The sequence below is a fragment of the Companilactobacillus pabuli genome (assembly GCF_014058425.1).
GTDB lineage: Bacteria > Bacillota > Bacilli > Lactobacillales > Lactobacillaceae > Companilactobacillus > Companilactobacillus pabuli.
In genome coordinates this window covers 1,722,771-1,741,487 of the sequence record NZ_CP049366.1, presented here as the reverse complement: position 1 = coordinate 1,741,487, position 18,717 = coordinate 1,722,771, and the positions used below count along the sequence as shown (strand labels likewise).

General features: G+C 38.4%; 9 protein-coding genes and 4 tRNA genes. All 13 read left to right on the top strand.

Annotated features, from left to right (window positions below; genetic code table 11):
- Positions 1–36 precede the first annotated feature (36 nt).
- Positions 37–1,362 carry a tRNA lysidine(34) synthetase TilS gene (gene tilS / locus G6534_RS08505; protein ID WP_182082588.1) on the top strand — a complete coding sequence of 442 codons (1,326 nt, stop codon included), beginning with the start codon at positions 37–39 and terminating at the stop codon, positions 1,360–1,362.
- Positions 1,359–1,904, top strand: a complete 546-nt coding sequence (gene hpt, locus G6534_RS08500) for a hypoxanthine phosphoribosyltransferase (RefSeq protein WP_059073669.1) — start codon at positions 1,359–1,361, stop codon at positions 1,902–1,904. Before tilS ends, hpt begins: the two co-directional genes overlap by 4 nt.
- Positions 1,905–1,986: 82 nt before the next feature.
- Positions 1,987–4,167, top strand: coding sequence for an ATP-dependent zinc metalloprotease FtsH (gene ftsH / locus G6534_RS08495; protein WP_059073670.1), 2,181 nt, complete (start codon positions 1,987–1,989; stop codon positions 4,165–4,167).
- A gap of 56 nt (positions 4,168–4,223) precedes the next feature.
- Positions 4,224–5,105: an Hsp33 family molecular chaperone HslO gene (gene hslO / locus G6534_RS08490; protein WP_059073671.1), complete on the top strand. Its 882-nt coding sequence runs from the start codon at positions 4,224–4,226 to the stop codon at positions 5,103–5,105.
- Positions 5,106–5,175: 70 nt separating this feature from the next.
- Positions 5,176–6,180, top strand: a complete 1,005-nt coding sequence (dusB, locus tag G6534_RS08485; protein WP_059073672.1) for a tRNA dihydrouridine synthase DusB — start codon at positions 5,176–5,178, stop codon at positions 6,178–6,180.
- Positions 6,181–6,255: 75 nt separating this feature from the next.
- Positions 6,256–7,746, top strand: coding sequence for a lysine--tRNA ligase (lysS, locus tag G6534_RS08480; RefSeq protein WP_059073765.1), 1,491 nt, complete (start codon positions 6,256–6,258; stop codon positions 7,744–7,746).
- 135 nt (positions 7,747–7,881) lie between these two features.
- Positions 7,882–7,954, top strand: a tRNA-Val gene (locus G6534_RS08475).
- Positions 7,955–7,990: 36 nt separating this feature from the next.
- Positions 7,991–8,073: transfer RNA gene (locus tag G6534_RS08470), tRNA-Leu, on the top strand.
- 62 nt (positions 8,074–8,135) lie between these two features.
- Positions 8,136–8,208, top strand: a tRNA-Thr gene (locus G6534_RS08465).
- Positions 8,209–8,218: 10 nt separating this feature from the next.
- A tRNA-Gly gene (locus tag G6534_RS08460) sits at positions 8,219–8,290 on the top strand.
- A 264-nt stretch (positions 8,291–8,554) separates the two neighbouring features.
- Positions 8,555–11,056 (top strand): ATP-dependent Clp protease ATP-binding subunit, encoded by a 2,502-nt coding sequence (locus tag G6534_RS08455; RefSeq protein ID WP_059073673.1) that lies wholly within the window; start codon positions 8,555–8,557, stop codon positions 11,054–11,056.
- 246 nt (positions 11,057–11,302) lie between these two features.
- Complete coding sequence (gene rpoB, locus G6534_RS08450) at positions 11,303–14,911, top strand: DNA-directed RNA polymerase subunit beta (RefSeq protein WP_059073674.1); 3,609 nt, start codon at positions 11,303–11,305, stop codon at positions 14,909–14,911.
- A gap of 24 nt (positions 14,912–14,935) precedes the next feature.
- Entirely contained in the window at positions 14,936–18,604 is a 3,669-nt protein-coding gene (gene rpoC, locus G6534_RS08445) for a DNA-directed RNA polymerase subunit beta' (protein WP_059073675.1), read from the top strand.
- Positions 18,605–18,717 lie beyond the last annotated feature (113 nt).

The window sequence follows — 18,717 nt, the reverse complement described above, 5'->3', positions numbered from 1 at the left end:
TTGGTCTCAACCTTTTTTATTTCAGTGGAGGCAAGTATGGAATTAGACAATAAATTATTAGGAACCTTGCGCCAAAAACTCCAACGCTATCAAGCTAAGAAAGTTTTAGTGGCCGTATCCGGTGGCGTGGATTCGATGGTCTTATTACACGTTGTTGGCAGAGTTTTAGATCCAGACAATTTTGCGGTAGTTGACGTTGACCACGATTTGAGACCGGAAAGTGCCGACGAAGTAAAATTTGTCAAAAAGTATTGTGTTGAAAATGGTTATCAATTCTTTACTACCAAGTGGCGCAAAAAGCCTAAGGATGTTGGAATGGAAGCTGCAGCTAGGAGTTTTCGCTATGATTTCTTTAAGAAAGTTATGGCAAAAGGTAATTTTGATACGTTGCTGACGGCCCACCATAATAATGATTTGGCAGAAAACATTTTGATGAAAATGATTCGATCAGGCAATGCTTATGAGGTTGTCAGCTTAAAGGAACAACGTCCTTTTGGAACTGGTCAAATAGTCCGACCATTATTGGATTTTTCTAAACGCCAATTAGCTGAATATGCAGATATCCATGATATAAATCATGTCCAGGATGAAACTAATTTTGATAACATAACCATGCGTAACCGTTTGAGAAACAATATTTTCCCAGAATTACAAAAAGAAAACGGACAGTTGTTGAGTCATTTTCGCTTTTTTGACCAACAGCTGACAGCATTGATCAATTTGGCTAAAAAACAATTCATTTCGATTGAAAAAGCAATGGATTTAAGAGAAAATTCGCAGCAAATTATCGGACGAATAAAGCCAGTTTTACAATTGGATAAAGGCCAACAGACCTTGTTTTGGGGAAATTTCTTTACGAAGCGAAAATTAGATATTTCCATCAGTAATCGTCAAATCGATCAGATCATTGAAGTTTTAACTGGTGATCAAAGTAATGCTGCGGTTGATTTAGAAGATTCATGGCGTTTTATTCGTACTTACAATCAGTTTGTTATAAAAAAAGCTACACCGACTAATTTTGAAACAATTGATGTTAAACTAAATCAGACTATTACTTTTAATGGAAAAAAAATAAAAATTACGAATGATGACTCAGGTACGTTAGTTGTTGACAAAATCCCCCAGACAATCACGTTAAGAACGCGTCGTGATGGGGATAAGTTGCTTCTTTCTAATGGAAAACATCAAAAATTGAGTAAACGATTTATTAATGAAAAAATACCTGAATATGAACGTAAAAATTATTTAGTTTTATTATTTGATAATCAGATAGTTTGGGTTGAAAAAATTTATAATATGAGTGATTATTTAAAAAAAGGTAATAAACATTACAAAATTAACTTTGTTGAGGTAAAAGAATGAATTCAGATATCGAAAAGATTTTGGTTTCGAAAGAAGAGATCCAAAAGGCTAATGCTCGTTTAGGAAAAGAATTAACTGAGGAGTATCGTGGTAAGAATCCGTTGTTTGTTTGTATCTTGCGTGGTGCAGCAATGTTTATGATGGATTTGGTTAAGAATATCGATATTAAAATGGAATACGATTTTATGGATGTTTCTAGTTATGGTGGCGAAAATACGATGTCAACTGGTGACGTTAGAATCATTAAAGATTTGGATACGTCATTACGTGGACGTGATGTAGTCATTGTTGAAGATATTATCGATACTGGTTATACATTGGATAGATTGACTGAGTTGTTTAATGCCAGACATGCTAACTCAATTAAAATTGTTTCCTTTTTAGATAAACCTGCTCGAAGAATCAAACATGTTGACGTCGATTACATTGGTGTACAAATTCCAGATGAATTCGTTGTTGGTTATGGAATGGATTATAATGAGCAATATCGTAATTTACCTTATGTTGGGGTTTTAAAACCAGACGTATATAGTACAAAATAATTTAGATAGAGTTACAATTATTATTGTGTTAATGTTCACCAATGTTACAATATGTAACGTCTAAGTAATTAGGAGGAAATGTATGAAAAATAATCGAAATAGGTTAATTAACAATAGCCTGTTTTACATCTTGCTCTTTGTTGTTTTGGTTCTTGCAGCAAGTTGGTTTGCTGGTGGTCAATCCTCAGACCAATCAAAGACATTAAGCCAAGACCAATTCATCACACAATTGAAGCAAGGCAAAGTGAAGAGTTTCAAATTGGAACCTATCGGAGGGGCTTATCAAGTTACTGGTGAATACAAGAAAGCTCAAAAGGCTGATACTACACGTTCCGTGTCATTATTTAGCCGTTCTCAAAGCACTGGTTCTAGTGAAGTAACTTCATTTAGTTCAACTGTTTTGCCTAATAATGATACGTTAAAGAGAATCAATAACGCTGCGACTGCCAAGGGAGTTAAGACGACTGCGGCTCCTAAATCACAGTCCGGTCAATGGATTTCTTTGATTTTGACGGTGATTGTTCCGTTTGCATTATTCTTCTTTATAATCTTTGCAATGATGGGTCGAGGAGGCCAAGGTGGCGGTGCTAACCGTGTAATGAACTTCGGTAAATCCAAGGTTAAACCTCAAGATCCAAAGAAAAATAAAGTTAGATTTTCTGATGTTGCCGGTGCTGAAGAAGAAAAACAAGAACTTGTTGAAGTTGTTGAATTTCTAAAAGACCCAAGGAAATTTGTTTCTTTGGGTGCCAGAATCCCATCAGGTGTTCTTCTTGAGGGTCCTCCCGGGACTGGTAAAACTTTACTAGCTAAGGCTGTTGCTGGTGAAGCCAAAGTTCCGTTTTATTCAATCTCTGGTTCAGACTTCGTTGAAATGTTCGTTGGTGTTGGTGCATCACGTGTTCGTGACTTGTTTGAAAACGCCAAAAAAGATGCTCCATCAATCATCTTTATCGATGAAATTGATGCCGTTGGTCGTCAACGTGGTTCCGGTACCGGTGGTGGTAACGATGAACGTGAACAAACGCTTAACCAATTATTGATTGAAATGGATGGATTTACTGGTAACGAAGGTGTCATCGTTATGGCTGCTACTAACCGTTCCGATGTGCTTGATCCAGCGTTACTACGTCCAGGTCGTTTCGATAGAAAGATCCTTGTTGGTCGTCCAGACGTCAAGGGTCGTGAAGCTATTCTTAAAGTTCATGCTAAGAATAAGCCATTCACAGACGATGTTGATTTGAAAGCTATTGCTCAACAAACTCCAGGTTTTGCTGGTGCTGATCTTGAAAACTTACTTAACGAAGCTGCTCTAGTTGCTGCAAGACGTGGTAAGCAAAAGATTGATCCAACTGATCTTGATGAAGCTGAAGACCGTGTTATCGCTGGTCCTGCTAAGAGAAACCGTGTTGTTCCTGAAAAAGAACGTCATACGGTTGCTTATCACGAAGCTGGACATGCTTTGATTGGTTTGGTCTTGAGTGATTCTCGAGTAGTTAGAAAGGTTACGATTGTTCCTCGTGGACGTGCTGGCGGTTACGCTATCATGCTTCCTAAGGATGATCAAAACCTTGCTACTAAGAAAGAATTAAATGAACAAATTACTGGTTTGCTTGGTGGACGTACGGCTGAAGAGTTAATCGTTGGTCAACCATCATCCGGTGCTTCAAATGACTTTGAGCAAGCTACTCAAATTGCTCGTACTATGGTTACTGAATATGGTATGACAGACAAGCTTGGTACTGTTCAACTTGAAAAGAATGGACAACCATTCAGTGGTGGTAACTATCGTCAATTGCCTTCATACTCTGAAGACACTGCCAAAGCTATCGACCAAGAAGTTAAACGCATTATCGATGAAGATCACGAACGTGCTCGAGAAATTCTTGAAACACATCGTGAACAACATAAGATTATTGCCGAGGCCTTGTTGAAGTACGAAACACTTGATGAAAAGGAAATCTTGAGCTTGTACAAGACAGGTAAGATGCCTGCTAATGATGCTAACCAAGAATTCCCAAGTGAAAGTGCTGCTACTTTTGAAGAAGCTAAGAAAGCTGCTGAAGCAAAAGATGCTGCCAAACAAAAAGCTGAAGAATCAAACAAAGAGGAAAATGCCAAGTCAGAAACAACTGCTGATGACACTACATTCCCTTCTGAAAAAGATGATCAACCAAAGAATGATTCATCTGATACAAACGATTCAACAGAAAATTCTGATAGTAATTCAGATAGCAATAAAGATAATAATAGTGATAATTAATAATATAAGAAAAAGCGACTCTTATGGAGTCGCTTTTTTGAACGGAGGAAATAAATATGACAGATACATTAACAAAAGCTGTTTCAACTAACGGTAAGTTTAGAGCTTACGTTGTTAATGCCACACAAACCGTTCAAGAAGCTCAAAAAAGACACGACACTTGGAGAAATTCTAGTGCTGCTCTTGGAAGAACTTTGATTGGTTCAATGCTTGTTGCAACGTCAACTTTGAAAGAAGACGAAGTATTAACAACTCGTATTCAAGGCAATGGCCCAGTTGGTGCAATTGTGGTCGATGCTAACGCTAAAGGTTATGTCAAAGGTTATATTACTAACCCACATATCAGTTTGAAGGCTAGAGAAGACGGTCATATTAATGTCAAGGCAGCTGTTGGAACAGACGGTACTTTGAGCATTACTAAAGACTTACATCTAAAAGCTCCTTTTACTGGTTCAGTTCCTTTGGTTTCAGGAGAAATCGGTATGGACTTTGCTTACTATATGGCCAAATCTGAACAAATTCCTTCAGCAATTGGTGTTTCAGTTTTTGTGACACCTAATGAAACTGTTGGTGCAGCTGGTGGCTTCTTGGTCCAAACACTTCCTGGTGCAAGTGATAAAGATATTGCCAAAATTGAAGCTAATCTGAAGACTATTCCTAATTTGTCAACATTGCTGAATGAAGGTTTGAGCAACAAGGACATCATGGAAAAAGTCATGAATGGTATTGAAATGAAGTATTTGGAAGAAATGCCAGTTGGATTCAAATGCGATTGTTCTAAAGAAAGATTTTCTAAATCATTAGCAACCTTACAAAAATCAGAATTAGAGAATATGATCAAAGAAAATCATGGTGCTGAAGCAGTTTGCAAATTCTGTGGTAACAAATATCAATTTAGTGAAGCCGATCTAAAAGAAATTATTGCCCAACAAGGTTAATCATATTTGCCATGTCAATAGATAATTTGTTATTATTTGACGTTGTAGTTGAATGATCAGAGGTAAACGTATGGAATGGAAAATAGGCAATGTGACGATACCAAACCAAATCGTCGTTGCCCCAATGGCGGGTGTTACTAATTCAGCCTTTCGGGTGACAGCAAGAGAATTTGGCGCCGGTCTGGTCGTTTGTGAAATGATCAGTGGCGAAGGTATCAAATATCATAATGCTAAAACTTTAGGCATGCTTTTCGTCGATCCCAAGGAACATCCCGTAAGCATTCAAGTTTTTGGAGGCAATACAGAAACCTTAGTCAATGCGGCTAGATTTGTGGCTGAGAATACTGGTGCTGATATTATTGATATTAATATGGGATGTCCGGTCAAGAAAGTTACTAAAACAGGTGCTGGTTCTACATGGTTACAAGATCCTGACAAGTTATACAAGGCAGTTAAAGCAGTCAGTTCAGCAATTGACAAGCCGTTGACCGTAAAAATGCGCACTGGCTGGGATAGTGATCATATCTTAGCTGTTGAAAATGCTTTGGCGGCTCAAGAAGCTGGTGCCAGTGCTATTGCCATGCATGGTCGAACCAAAGCTCAAATGTATTCTGGACATTCTGATTGGGAACTTCTACATGAAGTAGCCCAACGAATTTCAATCCCTTTTATGGGAAATGGTGATGTTAAAACGCCACAAGATGCTAAATACATGTTAGATCAAGTTGGAGCCGATGCAGTGATGGTTGGACGAGCAGTCTTGGGTAACTTGTGGAGATTGAATGCTATGAACCACTATTTGGAAACTGGCGAGCTTTTGCCAGAACCAACTGTGGCAGAAAAAATTAATATAGCTAAACTTCAACTCCAACGTCTGGTAGACTTAAAAGGTGAGCATGTTGGTGTTCCAGAATTTCGTCAACAAGCAGCATATTATCTAAAGGGGATTCCCCGTGCAGTTAGAACTCGTGCTAAAGTAATGGAAGAAGACTCCATGCAAGCAGTGTTCGATACGCTAGATCAATTTGTTGAAAGTTATGAAGCAAGAGAAGCGAAATCTACAAAAAATCAGTAGACAGGGGGAAAAATTTTGAGTAACGAAAATAACAAGAAGCAACCAACAAAAGAAGAGATCAAGAAGAAGAGAGTCATGAATGACCAACTAAGGGTCAGACGTGAAAAACTTCAAGAACTTTATGATGAAGGTGTCGATCCATTTGGTTCTAGATTTGAAAGAACTGCTTTGGCACAAGAAATTCATGACAAGTACGGTGATGAAGACAAGGAAGTTCTTGAAGAACAAGATTTGCCTTGCGTAATTGCTGGTCGTATGATGTCAAAACGTGGTAAAGGTAAAGTTGGTTTTGCTGATCTACGTGATAGAAGTGGAAAAATTCAAATTTATGTTAGAAAAGATGTTGTCGGTGAAGAAAACTACCACATCTTCAAACGTGCTGATATCGGTGATCATCTAGGTATTCATGGTGAAATCATGAAGACAGATATGGGTGAATTAACTGTAAAGGCTACACACGTTACAATGTTAGCCAAGTCATTGCGTCCATTGCCTGATAAATTCCATGGTTTAACTAATGTTGAACAAATTTATCGTCAAAGGTACTTGGACTTGATCGCCAACCAAGATAGTTTTGATCGTTTCAAGAAACGTACTAAGATTATCTCAGCTGTTCGTGAATATTTGGATAACGAAGGCTTCTTATCAGTTGAAACTCCTGTTCTAAATACTCAAGCTGGTGGTGCCAGTGCACGTCCATTTATCACACACCACAATGCTTTGGATATGCAAATGTATCTTCGTATCGCTTTGGAATTGCCATTGAAGAGATTAATCGTTGGTGGTTTCGAACGTGTTTATGAAATCGGTAGAGCTTTCCGTAATGAAGGTTTGGATACACAACATAACCCTGAATTTACATCATTGGAAACATATGCTGCATACTGGGATATGACTGATGTTATGAAAGAAGTCGAAGGAATCTTTAGACATGCCGCTCAAAAAGCTAATGGTACACAAATCGTTAGTTACCAAGGTGAAGAAATTGATTTGAGCAAGCCTTTCAGACGTCTCAAGATGGTTGATGCTATCAAGGAACAAACTGGAGTAGACTTCAGTCAAGATATGACTCTAGAAGATGCTAGAAAGATAGCTGATGAAAAAGGCGTTCACTACGAAAACTTCTGGGGTGTTGGTCACATCATCGCTGAATTCTTCGAAGAATTTGTTGAAGATACTTTGAAAGAACCAACATTCATTTATGAATATCCACTTGAAGTTTCACCTTTGGCTAAGAAGAACAAGGAAAATCCTAATTTCACTGATCGTTTTGAAGTTTACATTCTCGGTCATGAATATGGAAATGCCTTTACAGAATTGAATGATCCAATCGACCAAAAACAACGTTTTGAAGCACAAGCTAAAGAACGTGAAAATGGTAATGACGAAGCCGAACACATCGATAACGATTACGTTGAAGCCATGGAATATGGTATGCCACCAACTGGTGGACTAGGTATCGGTATTGATAGATTGGTTATGTTGTTAACTGATGCACCATCAATTCGTGATGTCATCTTGTTCCCAACTATGAGACCTGAAGACAATACTAATAATGAAGAATAATTAAACTAAAGCTAGGCCGTTGGTCTGGCTTTTTTTGTACCCTCATAGTCTAGGTAAAAAAATACAAAATTTTCGTTGACAACTTTTATAGGCAAAAGGTATACTAATATAGTTGTTTCAAACGAGAAACACTATGGAGGATTAGCTCAGCTGGGAGAGCATCTGCCTTACAAGCAGGAGGTCACAGGTTCGATCCCTGTATCCTCCATTAAGCAAAATGCTTAGTGGATTTATTAAGTTTTTTGCGGGTGTGGCGGAATTGGCAGACGCGCTAGATTTAGGTTCTAGTGTCCTTTGGACATGAAGGTTCAAGTCCTTTCACCCGTATTAAATTAGTCTTGCAAAAAGATTGATTTATGTGTATTATGTTAAATGTTGTTTGGCATAATGCCGACTTAGCTCAGTTGGCAGAGCATCTGTCTTGTAAACAGGGGGTCGGAGGTTCGAATCCTCTAGTCGGCATTTACATAATGCGGAAGTAGTTCAGTGGTAGAACATCACCTTGCCATGGTGGGGGTCGCGGGTTCGAATCCCGTCTTCCGCTTCAGAGAATTTGAAAGTAAAAAAGGGTAATTAATTCTGATAAAGAATTGATTACCTTTTTTCGTTCTCTAAGAATTGTTCAAAAAGGCAATCTAAAATTCCTATATTAACTTCAGGAATGTGTTAGGATTCTAATTGAGAACAATTATTAGTAAGGTAATTGAATATTATTATTAATTTGAAGTGAATAAGTTAAATTAATTGCTTTTTTTGAAAACACAATTATACTTTCTAAACAGACACTTAAAAAGTAGAGGTAACGTTAATGGACAAAGTATTTACCGAAAGCGCCAAGAATGCACTTGTTTTAGCTCAAGAACGTGCTAAAGCATTTCATCACAATGCTGTTGGAACTGAGCATATTTTACTTGGTCTAACAATGGAAAATGATGGTATTGCCGGTATTACTTTGAGAGATCTAGCTGTAAGTGATCGAGATGTTGAAGAGGAGATTGAACATCTGACAGGTTATGGGGATGTCTCATCTAATACTGCTAAAGGAATTTACCTACCATATTCTCCTAAGGGACAATTGATTTTAAGTGCAGCCCAAGAAGTTTCTGACGTATACAAGTCAAATCGTGTCGGAACAGAACACATTTTGTTAGCAATTCTTGATGACGCTGATAATTTAGCGAATAGAATTTTGGTTAACTTAGGACTTAGTTTGGCTAAAACCAAATCATTGCTTCTTTCTAAGATGGGAATGTCCAACAAGGCAGCTCGTCGTGGTTTTGCAGCCAATTTATCCGATAAACAAAGAAAGACTCAAGGACAAGCTAAGGGCAAAGGTGGTACACCAACACTTGATTCCTTAGCTCGTGACTTGACGAAGATGGCTAAAGACAATCAAATCGATCCTGTCATTGGTCGTCAAAAAGAAGTTGAAAGAACTATCCAAATCCTTAGTCGTCGTACTAAGAATAATCCTGTTTTAGTAGGTGAACCTGGTGTTGGTAAAACTGCTATCGCTGAAGGGTTAGCTATTAGCATTGTCAAAAAGGAAGTTCCTTTTGATATGCAAAACAAACGTATCATGATGCTTGATATGGGTTCATTAGTTGCCGGTACTAAGTATCGTGGTGAGTTTGAAGATCGACTTAAAAAAATTATTCAAGAAATTTATGAAGATAAGCACGTAATTTTATTCATTGATGAATTGCATACCTTGATTGGTGCCGGTGGTGCTGAAGGTGCTATTGATGCTTCTAATATTTTGAAGCCAGCATTAGCTCGTGGTGAATTGCAATTGATTGGTGCCACAACTTCAAATGAATATCAAAAATACATTGAAAAAGATACTGCCTTGGAACGTCGTTTTGCTAAGGTTTATGTTGAAGAACCTAGTGCTAAGGATTCTGTTAAGATTCTAGAAGGCTTACGTCCTAGATATGAACAACATCATGGTTTAACTATTTCTGACGAAGCAGTTGAAGCAGCTGTTCGTCTCTCAACTCGTTATCTAACAAATCGTTTCTTGCCTGATAAGGCCATTGACTTGATGGATGAAGCTTCTGCTAAAGTTAGAATCCACAATGTATCTAAGAATAATAAGTTAGAAGAATTGACTGATCAATCCATGCAATTGATCAACGATAAGAACAATGCTATCTTAGATCAAGACTTTGAGAAGGCTGCTAAGATTCGTGAAGAAGAACAAAACGTTCAAGCACAACTTGCTAAACTCAAGAATAAGAAATCTACTAGCAAGAAACCAGTAGTTACAGCTGACGACATTGCCGAAGTAATCGCTGAGTGGACTGGAGTTCCAGTTAAACAAATTACTCGTAAGGAAAGTGAGAAATTACTTAACCTTGAAAAAGAACTCCACAAGCGTGTTATTGGTCAAGATACTGCTATCAGTGCCGTATCTCGTGCTATTCGTCGTGCTAGAAGTGGTATGAAAGATCCAAATCGTCCAATCGGTTCATTTATGTTCTTAGGACCTACTGGTGTAGGTAAGACTGAATTGGCTAAGTCAATCGCCGAAGTTATGTTTGGTTCAGAAGACAATATGATTCGTGTTGATATGTCTGAATACATGGAACAGTACAGTACTTCTAAATTGATTGGTTCAGCTCCAGGCTACGTTGGTTTCGATGAAGGTGGACAATTGACTGAGAAGGTTAGAAATGAACCTTATTCAGTTGTTTTACTAGATGAAGTTGAAAAAGCTCATCCTGACGTCTTCAATATCTTATTGCAAGTCCTCGATGACGGTATCTTAACTGATGCCAAGGGACGTAAAGTCGACTTTAGAAATACAATTATCATTATGACTTCTAACTTAGGTGCTAGAGCCTTGAATGAAGAAAAAGAAGTTGGCTTTGGTGCTAAAGACGTTCACGATGACTTCAAAGAAATGCAAGAACGTATCGATGCTGAAATGAAGAAGTTCTTCCGTCCAGAATTCTTGAACCGTGTTGATGAAACAATCGTCTTCAAGGCTTTGAACAAAGAACAACTTAAAGCAATTGCTAAGATTATGAGTAGCAATCTTGAAAAACGCTTGGCCGAAAGAGATATCAAGCTAGTAATTTCTCCAACAGCTTACAGTGATTTAGTTAAAGATGGCTACAATCCAGAATATGGTGCTCGTCCAATGAGAAGAACCATCCAAAGAGAAATTGAAGATCCAGTCAGTGAACAACTCTTAATGGGTAAAGTTAATGCTGGTGATACGATCAAGGTTGGTTCTAAGAAGGGCAAGCTAACAATCAATATTGCTAAACCAGAAAATAAAAAAACTCTAACTCATCAAAAATAATTTCCAACTATTGACAAGATGAGACTGTCAGAGTATTATGTTTTTTGAGATTCAAAGTTCAAATCGCATATCACGATCTATTGTCCGTGGTTATGCTAAATAAAAAACGCAAAAATAGATTTTTTGATTCTATTTTTGGTTTTTTTTTGCCTAAAAATAGGTTAAAAAACCGTTTTCAAGCAAATTGTAATCAAATTGTAATATTTGAGATGTGATTTGAACAAATTAAATGTTGAGGTGAAAAATTTGACTTATCATAACGTTAATTATGGTGCACACCGTGTTCGTCGTAGTTATGCGAAGATCAAGGAAGTACTTCCTTTGCCAAATTTGATTGACATCCAAACAAATTCTTACAAGTGGTTCTTAGATGAAGGACTAAAAGATATGTTTGACGATATTATGCCAATCGATGACTTTGCGGGAAACCTTTCTTTGGAATACGTCGATTACAAGTTGCTCGAACCAAAATATACTGTTGAAGAAGCTAGAGCACATGATGCAAACTTCTCAGCACCATTACACGTAACTTTGAAATTGACAAATCATGAAACTGGTGAAATTAAGACACAAGATGTCTTCTTTGGTGATTTCCCAATCATGACAGATGAAGGAACTTTCATCATCAACGGTGCTGAACGTGTTATTGTTTCTCAATTAGTACGTTCTCCTGGTATTTATTACAATCAAGATACTGATAAAAATGGTCGTATAAACTATGGTACAACTGTTATCCCTAACCGTGGTGCATGGTTGGAATATGAAACAGATGCTAAAGGTATCGGTTATGTAAGAATCGATAGAACTAGAAAATTGCCTATTTCTGAATTAGTTAGAGCTCTTGGCTTTGGTGAAGACTCAGAAATTCTTGATATTTTTGGTGAAAACGATACTTTGAACCTAACACTTGAAAAAGATGTTCATAAAGAAGCAACTGACTCACGTGTTGAAGAAGCTTTGAAGGATATCTATGAAAGACTTCGTCCTGGTGAACCAAAGACTGCAGATAGTTCTCGTTCATTACTATATGCTAGATTCTTTGACCCACGTAGATATGACTTAGCTCCTGTTGGTCGTTACAAGATCAATAAGAAGTTAAATCTTAAGACAAGACTTCTTAACAAGACTTTGGCTGAAACACTTGCTGACCCAGATACTGGTGAAGTTATTTTAGCTAAGGATACATTGCTTGATCGTGATGCAATGAAGAAATTGAGTCCATATCTTGATAGAGACGATTTCAAGACTATTACTATGACTCCTTCAGACGAGGGTGTTCTAACAGACCCAATTACTATTCAAACAATTAAGATTTATTCAGAAGCTGACAATGAAAAAGTTGTTAATATTATTGGTAACGGTCATATTCCTGAAGAAAACCGTACAATTACACCAGCTGATATTTTAGCCGGTATTAACTACTTCTTGAACTTGAAAGAAGACATCGGTACTACAGATGATATTGATCACTTGGGTAACCGTCGTATCCGTTCTGTCGGTGAATTGCTACAAAACCAATTCCGTATTGGTTTGTCACGTATGGAACGTGTTGTACGTGAAAGAATGTCAATTCAAGACTCAGCAACTGTTACACCTCAACAATTGATCAACATTAGACCTGTTGTAGCTTCAATCAAGGAATTCTTTGGTTCATCACAATTGTCACAATTCATGGATCAAACAAACCCACTTGGAGAACTAGAACACAAGCGTCGTCTATCAGCCCTTGGACCTGGTGGTTTGACTCGTGACCGTGCCGGATATGAAGTTCGTGACGTTCACTATACTCACTATGGTCGTATGTGTCCTATTGAAACACCTGAAGGACCTAATATCGGACTTATTAATAACTTGGCTTCATACGCTATCATCAACAAGTATGGTTTCATCGAAACACCATATCGTCGTGTTTCATGGGATACTCACAAAGTAACTGACAAGATTGATTACTTAACTGCTGATGAAGAAGATAACTACGTTGTTGCTCAAGCTAATACACCATTAAACGATGATGGTTCATTTGTTGAAAACACAATTTTGGCTCGTCATAAAGATGACAACATCGAAACTACTCCAGAAAAAGTCGATTACATGGACGTTTCTCCTAAGCAAGTAGTTTCTGTTGCTACTGCATGTATTCCTTTCTTGGAAAACGATGACTCGAACCGTGCCTTGATGGGTGCCAACATGCAACGTCAAGCTGTTCCTTTGATCAATCCACATGCACCATTAGTTGGTACTGGTATGGAATACATTGCTGCCCATGATTCTGGTGCTGCTTTGCTTGCTGACCACAGTGGTGTTGTTGAATACGTTGATGCTAAGAAAGTTACTATCAAACGTGACGAAGATGGCACAACTGACGATTACAAGATCACTAAGTTCCGTCGTTCAAATAATGGTAAGTCATATAACCAAAGACCTATCGTTCACAAGGGTGAAGAAGTTAAGAAGGGTGAAATCATTGCCGATGGTCCTGCCATGGAAAATGGTGAATTAGCTCTTGGTCAAAACCCACTTATCGCCTTCATGACATGGAATATGTATAACTATGAAGATGCGATCGTTCTTTCAGAAAAATTAGTTCGTGAAGATGCATATACTTCAATCCATATTGAAGAGTATGAATCAGAAGCACGTGATACTAAACTTGGACCTGAAGAAATCACACGTGAAATTCCTAATGTTGGTGAAGATTCATTGAAGGATCTTGACGAATTCGGAATTATCCGTATTGGTGCTGAAGTTCGTGATGGTGATATCTTAGTTGGTAAAGTTACACCTAAGGGTGTTACAGAATTATCAGCCGAAGAAAGACTATTGCACGCTATCTTTGGTGAAAAGGCTCGTGAAGTTCGTGATACTTCACTTCGTGTACCACATGGTGGTGGCGGAATTATCCAAGACGTTAAAGTCTTTACTCGTGAAGCCGGAGACGAACTTGATCCTGGTGTTAACATGTTAGTTCGTGTTTACATTGCTCAAAAGCGTAAGATTCAAGTTGGTGACAAGATGGCCGGACGTCACGGTAACAAAGGTACTGTTTCAATCGTTGTTCCTGAAGAAGATATGCCATACATGCCAGATGGTACTCCAGTAGATATCCTATTGAATCCAATGGGTGTTCCATCACGTATGAATATCGGACAAGTTCTAGATCTTCACTTAGGTATGGCTGCTAGAAAACTTGGTATCCACGTTACAACACCTGTTTTCGATGGTGTAACTAACGATGAACTTTGGGACATTGTTAAAGAAGCTGATATGGATTCAGATGGTAAGTCAATCCTTTATGATGGACGTACTGGTGAACCATTCAAGAACCGTGTTGCTGTTGGTGTCATGTACTACTTGAAACTAGCTCACATGGTTGATGATAAACTTCATGCTCGTTCAATCGGACCATACTCACTAGTTACTCAACAACCACTTGGTGGTAAAGCACAATTTGGTGGACAGAGATTTGGTGAAATGGAAGTTTGGGCCCTTGAAGCTTATGGTGCCGCTTATACATTGCAAGAAATCTTAACATACAAGTCTGATGATATTGTTGGACGTGTTAAGACTTATGAAGCTATCGTTAAGGGTGAAAGTATTCCAAAACCTGGTGTTCCTGAATCATTCCGTGTTCTTGTCAAAGAACTACAAGCCTTAGGACTAGATATGAAAGTTCTAGACTCACATAAGAAAGAAATCGAACTTAGAGATATGGATGAAGATGATGATACAGTAAGCATCGACGCTCTATCTAAGTTTGCTAAACAACAAGAACAAAAACGCGCTGAAGAAGAAGCTAAGAAACTCGAAGCATCTAAAGATTCAGCTGAGTCAACTAGTACAAAATCAGAAAACTAGTTAAAACTTTAGGGAGGTTACCTTTTGATAGACGTTAATAAATTCGAAAGTATGCAAATTGGTTTAGCATCTCCGGATAAGATTCGTAGTTGGTCTTATGGGGAAGTTAAAAAGCCAGAAACTATCAACTACCGTACTTTGAAACCAGAAAAAGATGGTCTATTCGATGAAAGAATTTTCGGACCAACTAAAGACTGGGAATGTGCCTGTGGTAAGTACAAGCGTATCCGTTATAAGGGTATTGTTTGTGACCGCTGTGGTGTTGAAGTTACTCGTTCAAAAGTTCGTCGTGAACGTATGGCTCATATCGAACTAGCAGCCCCAGTATCACACATCTGGTACTTTAAGGGTATCCCATCACGTATGGGACTTGTTTTGGACATGAGTCCAAGAAACTTGGAAGAAGTTATCTACTTTGCATCATACGTAGTTATCGATCCAGGTGAAACAGATCTAGAAAAGAAACAACTATTAACTGAAACAGAATATCGTAAGAAACGTGAAGAATTTGGCGACAAGTTCGTTGCTAAGATGGGTGCTGAAGGTATCCGTGATTTACTTAGCCAAGTTGATATGGATGCTGAAGTTAAAGAATTGCGTGATACATTGAAGTCCGCTCAAGGACAAAAACGTACACGTGCTATCAGACGTTTGGATATCTTAAGTGCTTTCCAAAAATCAGGTAACAAACCTGAATGGATGGTAATGGAAGCAATTCCCGTTATCCCACCTGATTTACGTCCAATGGTTCAACTTGAAGGTGGCCGTTTTGCCACTTCCGATTTGAACGATTTGTACCGTCGTGTTATTAACCGTAACAACCGTTTGAAGAGATTGTTAGACTTGCACGCTCCAAGTATCATTGTTCAAAATGAAAAGAGAATGTTGCAAGAAGCTGTCGATGCTTTGATTGATAATGGTCGTCGTGGCCGTCCTGTTACAGGTCCTGGTAACCGTCCATTGAAGTCACTTTCACACATGCTTAAAGGTAAGCAAGGACGTTTCCGTCAAAACTTACTTGGTAAACGTGTTGACTACTCAGGACGTTCAGTTATCGATGTTGGTCCTACACTTAAGTTCTATCAATGTGGACTTCCACGTGAAATGGCTTTGGAATTGTTCAAACCATTCGTTATGCATGAACTTGTAAAGAGAGAAATTGCTTCTAACGTTAAAAATGCTAGAAGAAAGATCGACAGACAAGATGATGACATTTGGGATGTACTAGAAGACGTTATCAAAGAACGTCCAGTACTTCTTAACCGTGCCCCTACACTTCACAGACTTGGTATTCAAGCCTTTGAACCTGTATTGGTTGATGGTAAATCAATGCGTTTGCACCCACTAGCTTGTGAAGCTTACAATGCCGATTTTGATGGGGATCAGATGGCTATCCACGTTCCTCTATCAGACGAAGCTCAAGCTGAAGCTCGTATGTTGATGCTAGCTGCTCACCATATTCTTGCTCCTAAAGATGGTAAGCCTATCGTTACTCCTTCACAGGATGTTGTTTTAGGTAACTACTATCTAACAATTGAAACAAGACATATGACTGGTGAAGGTAAGATCTTCAAGGATGCCAACGAAGTACAAACAGCACTTCTAAATGGTGATGTTCACTATCACACAAGAATTGGTATCGCTGTAGACTCAATGCCTAACAAACCATTCAAGGATGAACAAAGAGATAAGGTTATGATTACTTCAGTTGGTAAGGTAATCTTTAACGAAATTCTTCCTGAAGATTTCCCATATTTGAATGAACCAACTGATGACAACTTGATGCACGGTGTTCCTGATAAATACTTCCTTGGTAAAGGTGAAGATATTCATCAACGTCTTGACGAAATGGATCTAGTAGACCCATTGAAGAGTGGTTATCTATCAGATATCATCGCTCAAGTCTTCAAGATTTACCGTGTTCAAAGAACTTCATCACTACTTGATGATATGAAGGAATTAGGTTACACAATCTGTACACTTTCTGGTTTGACAGTTGGTGTTACTGATGTTCCTAACTTAACTCAAAAACCTGAAATCATCGAAAAAGCCCACAAACAAGTTGCTTCAATTTCTAAGCAATTCCGTCGTGGTCTTATCACTGACTCAGAACGTCACGACCGTGTTATCAGTGTTTGGAACGATACAAAGGATGAAATTCAACAATTGTTGATCGACTCATTTGATCCTACAAACCCTATTTCAATGATGTCTGACTCTGGTGCTCGTGGTAACATTTCAAACTTTACTCAGCTAGCTGGTATGCGTGGACTTATGGCTGCCCCTAATGGTGGTATGATGGAAATCCCTGTTATTTCCAACTTCCGTGAAGGACTAACAGTTATGGAAATGTTCATGTCAACCCACGGTGCTCGTAAAGGTATGACCGATACAGCTTTGAAGACAGCCAACTCAGGTTACTTAACACGTCGTCTAGTTGATGTTGCTCAAGATGTTATCGTTCGTGAAGAAGATTGTGGTACTGATCGTGGTCTTGTTGTAAGTGCAATCACTGAAGGTACTGATATGATCGAACCATTGTATGACAGACTAGTTGGTCGTTATACACAAAAGACTGTCAAGGATCCTAAGACTGGTGAAGTTATCGTTCCTCGTGGTGTCTTGATGGACGAAGATATCGCTCAAAAGGTTGTTGACGCAGGTGTTACACACGTTACAATCCGTTCAGCATTCACATGTGATACAAAACATGGTGTATGTAAGAAATGTTACGGTAGAAACCTTGCTACTGGTGAAGAAGTTGAAATTGGTGAAGCTGTTGGTACTGTTGCCGCTCAATCAATCGGTGAACCTGGTACACAATTGACTATGAGAAACTTCCATACCGGTGGTGTTGCTGGTGGCGATGATATTACTCAAGGACTTCCTCGTGTTCAAGAAATCGTTGAAGCTAGAAATCCTAAAGGTCTTGCTGTTATTTCTGAAGTTGATGGTACTGTTACTGCAATCGACGAAAACCCAGCTGAACATACTAAGGAAATCACTGTTGAAGGTGATATCGATAAGAGATCTTATAGTGTACCTTACACATCAAGTGTTGCGGTTGCCGAAGGTGATCACGTTAAACGTGGTGGTAAGTTAACACAAGGTTCAATCGATCCTAAGGAATTGATCAAAGTTACAAACGTCCTACATACAGAAAACTATTTGCTTGCTGAAATTCAAAAAGTTTACCGTATGCAAGGTGTTGATATTTCTGATAAGCACTTTGAGGTTATGATTAGACAAATGCTTAGAAAGATTCGTATTCTTGATCCTGGTGACACAGATGTATTGCCTGGTCAATTAATGGATATTTCACAATTTACTGATCATAACCGTGAGACATTGTTCAATGGCGGTGTTCCTGCTACTGGACGTCCTGTTCTTCTTGGTATTACGAAGGCATCTCTTGAAACTAACAGTTTCTTGTCAGCTGCTTCCTTCCAGGAAACAACAAGAGTTCTTACAGATGCTTCAATCAGAGGTAAGAATGATCCACTTCTTGGCCTTAAGGAAAATGTTATTATTGGTAAACTTATTCCTGCCGGTACTGGTATGGCTAAGTACAACCATATGGAACCTAAGAAAGTCGGCCCTATGGCAGATAATTCTTTAAATGGTGCCTACACAATTTCTGACATCGAAGCTCAAATGAAAGCTGAAGATGCTGCTAAAGAAGAAAAGCATTAGTAAATAATAAAAGCCGATAGATTAATTTCTATCGGCTTTTTTTGTGATTTGTTGAGTAAATGACTTGTATTTAGCCCAGTGTTATCCTCTATAATAAGAGATATAAATTACTG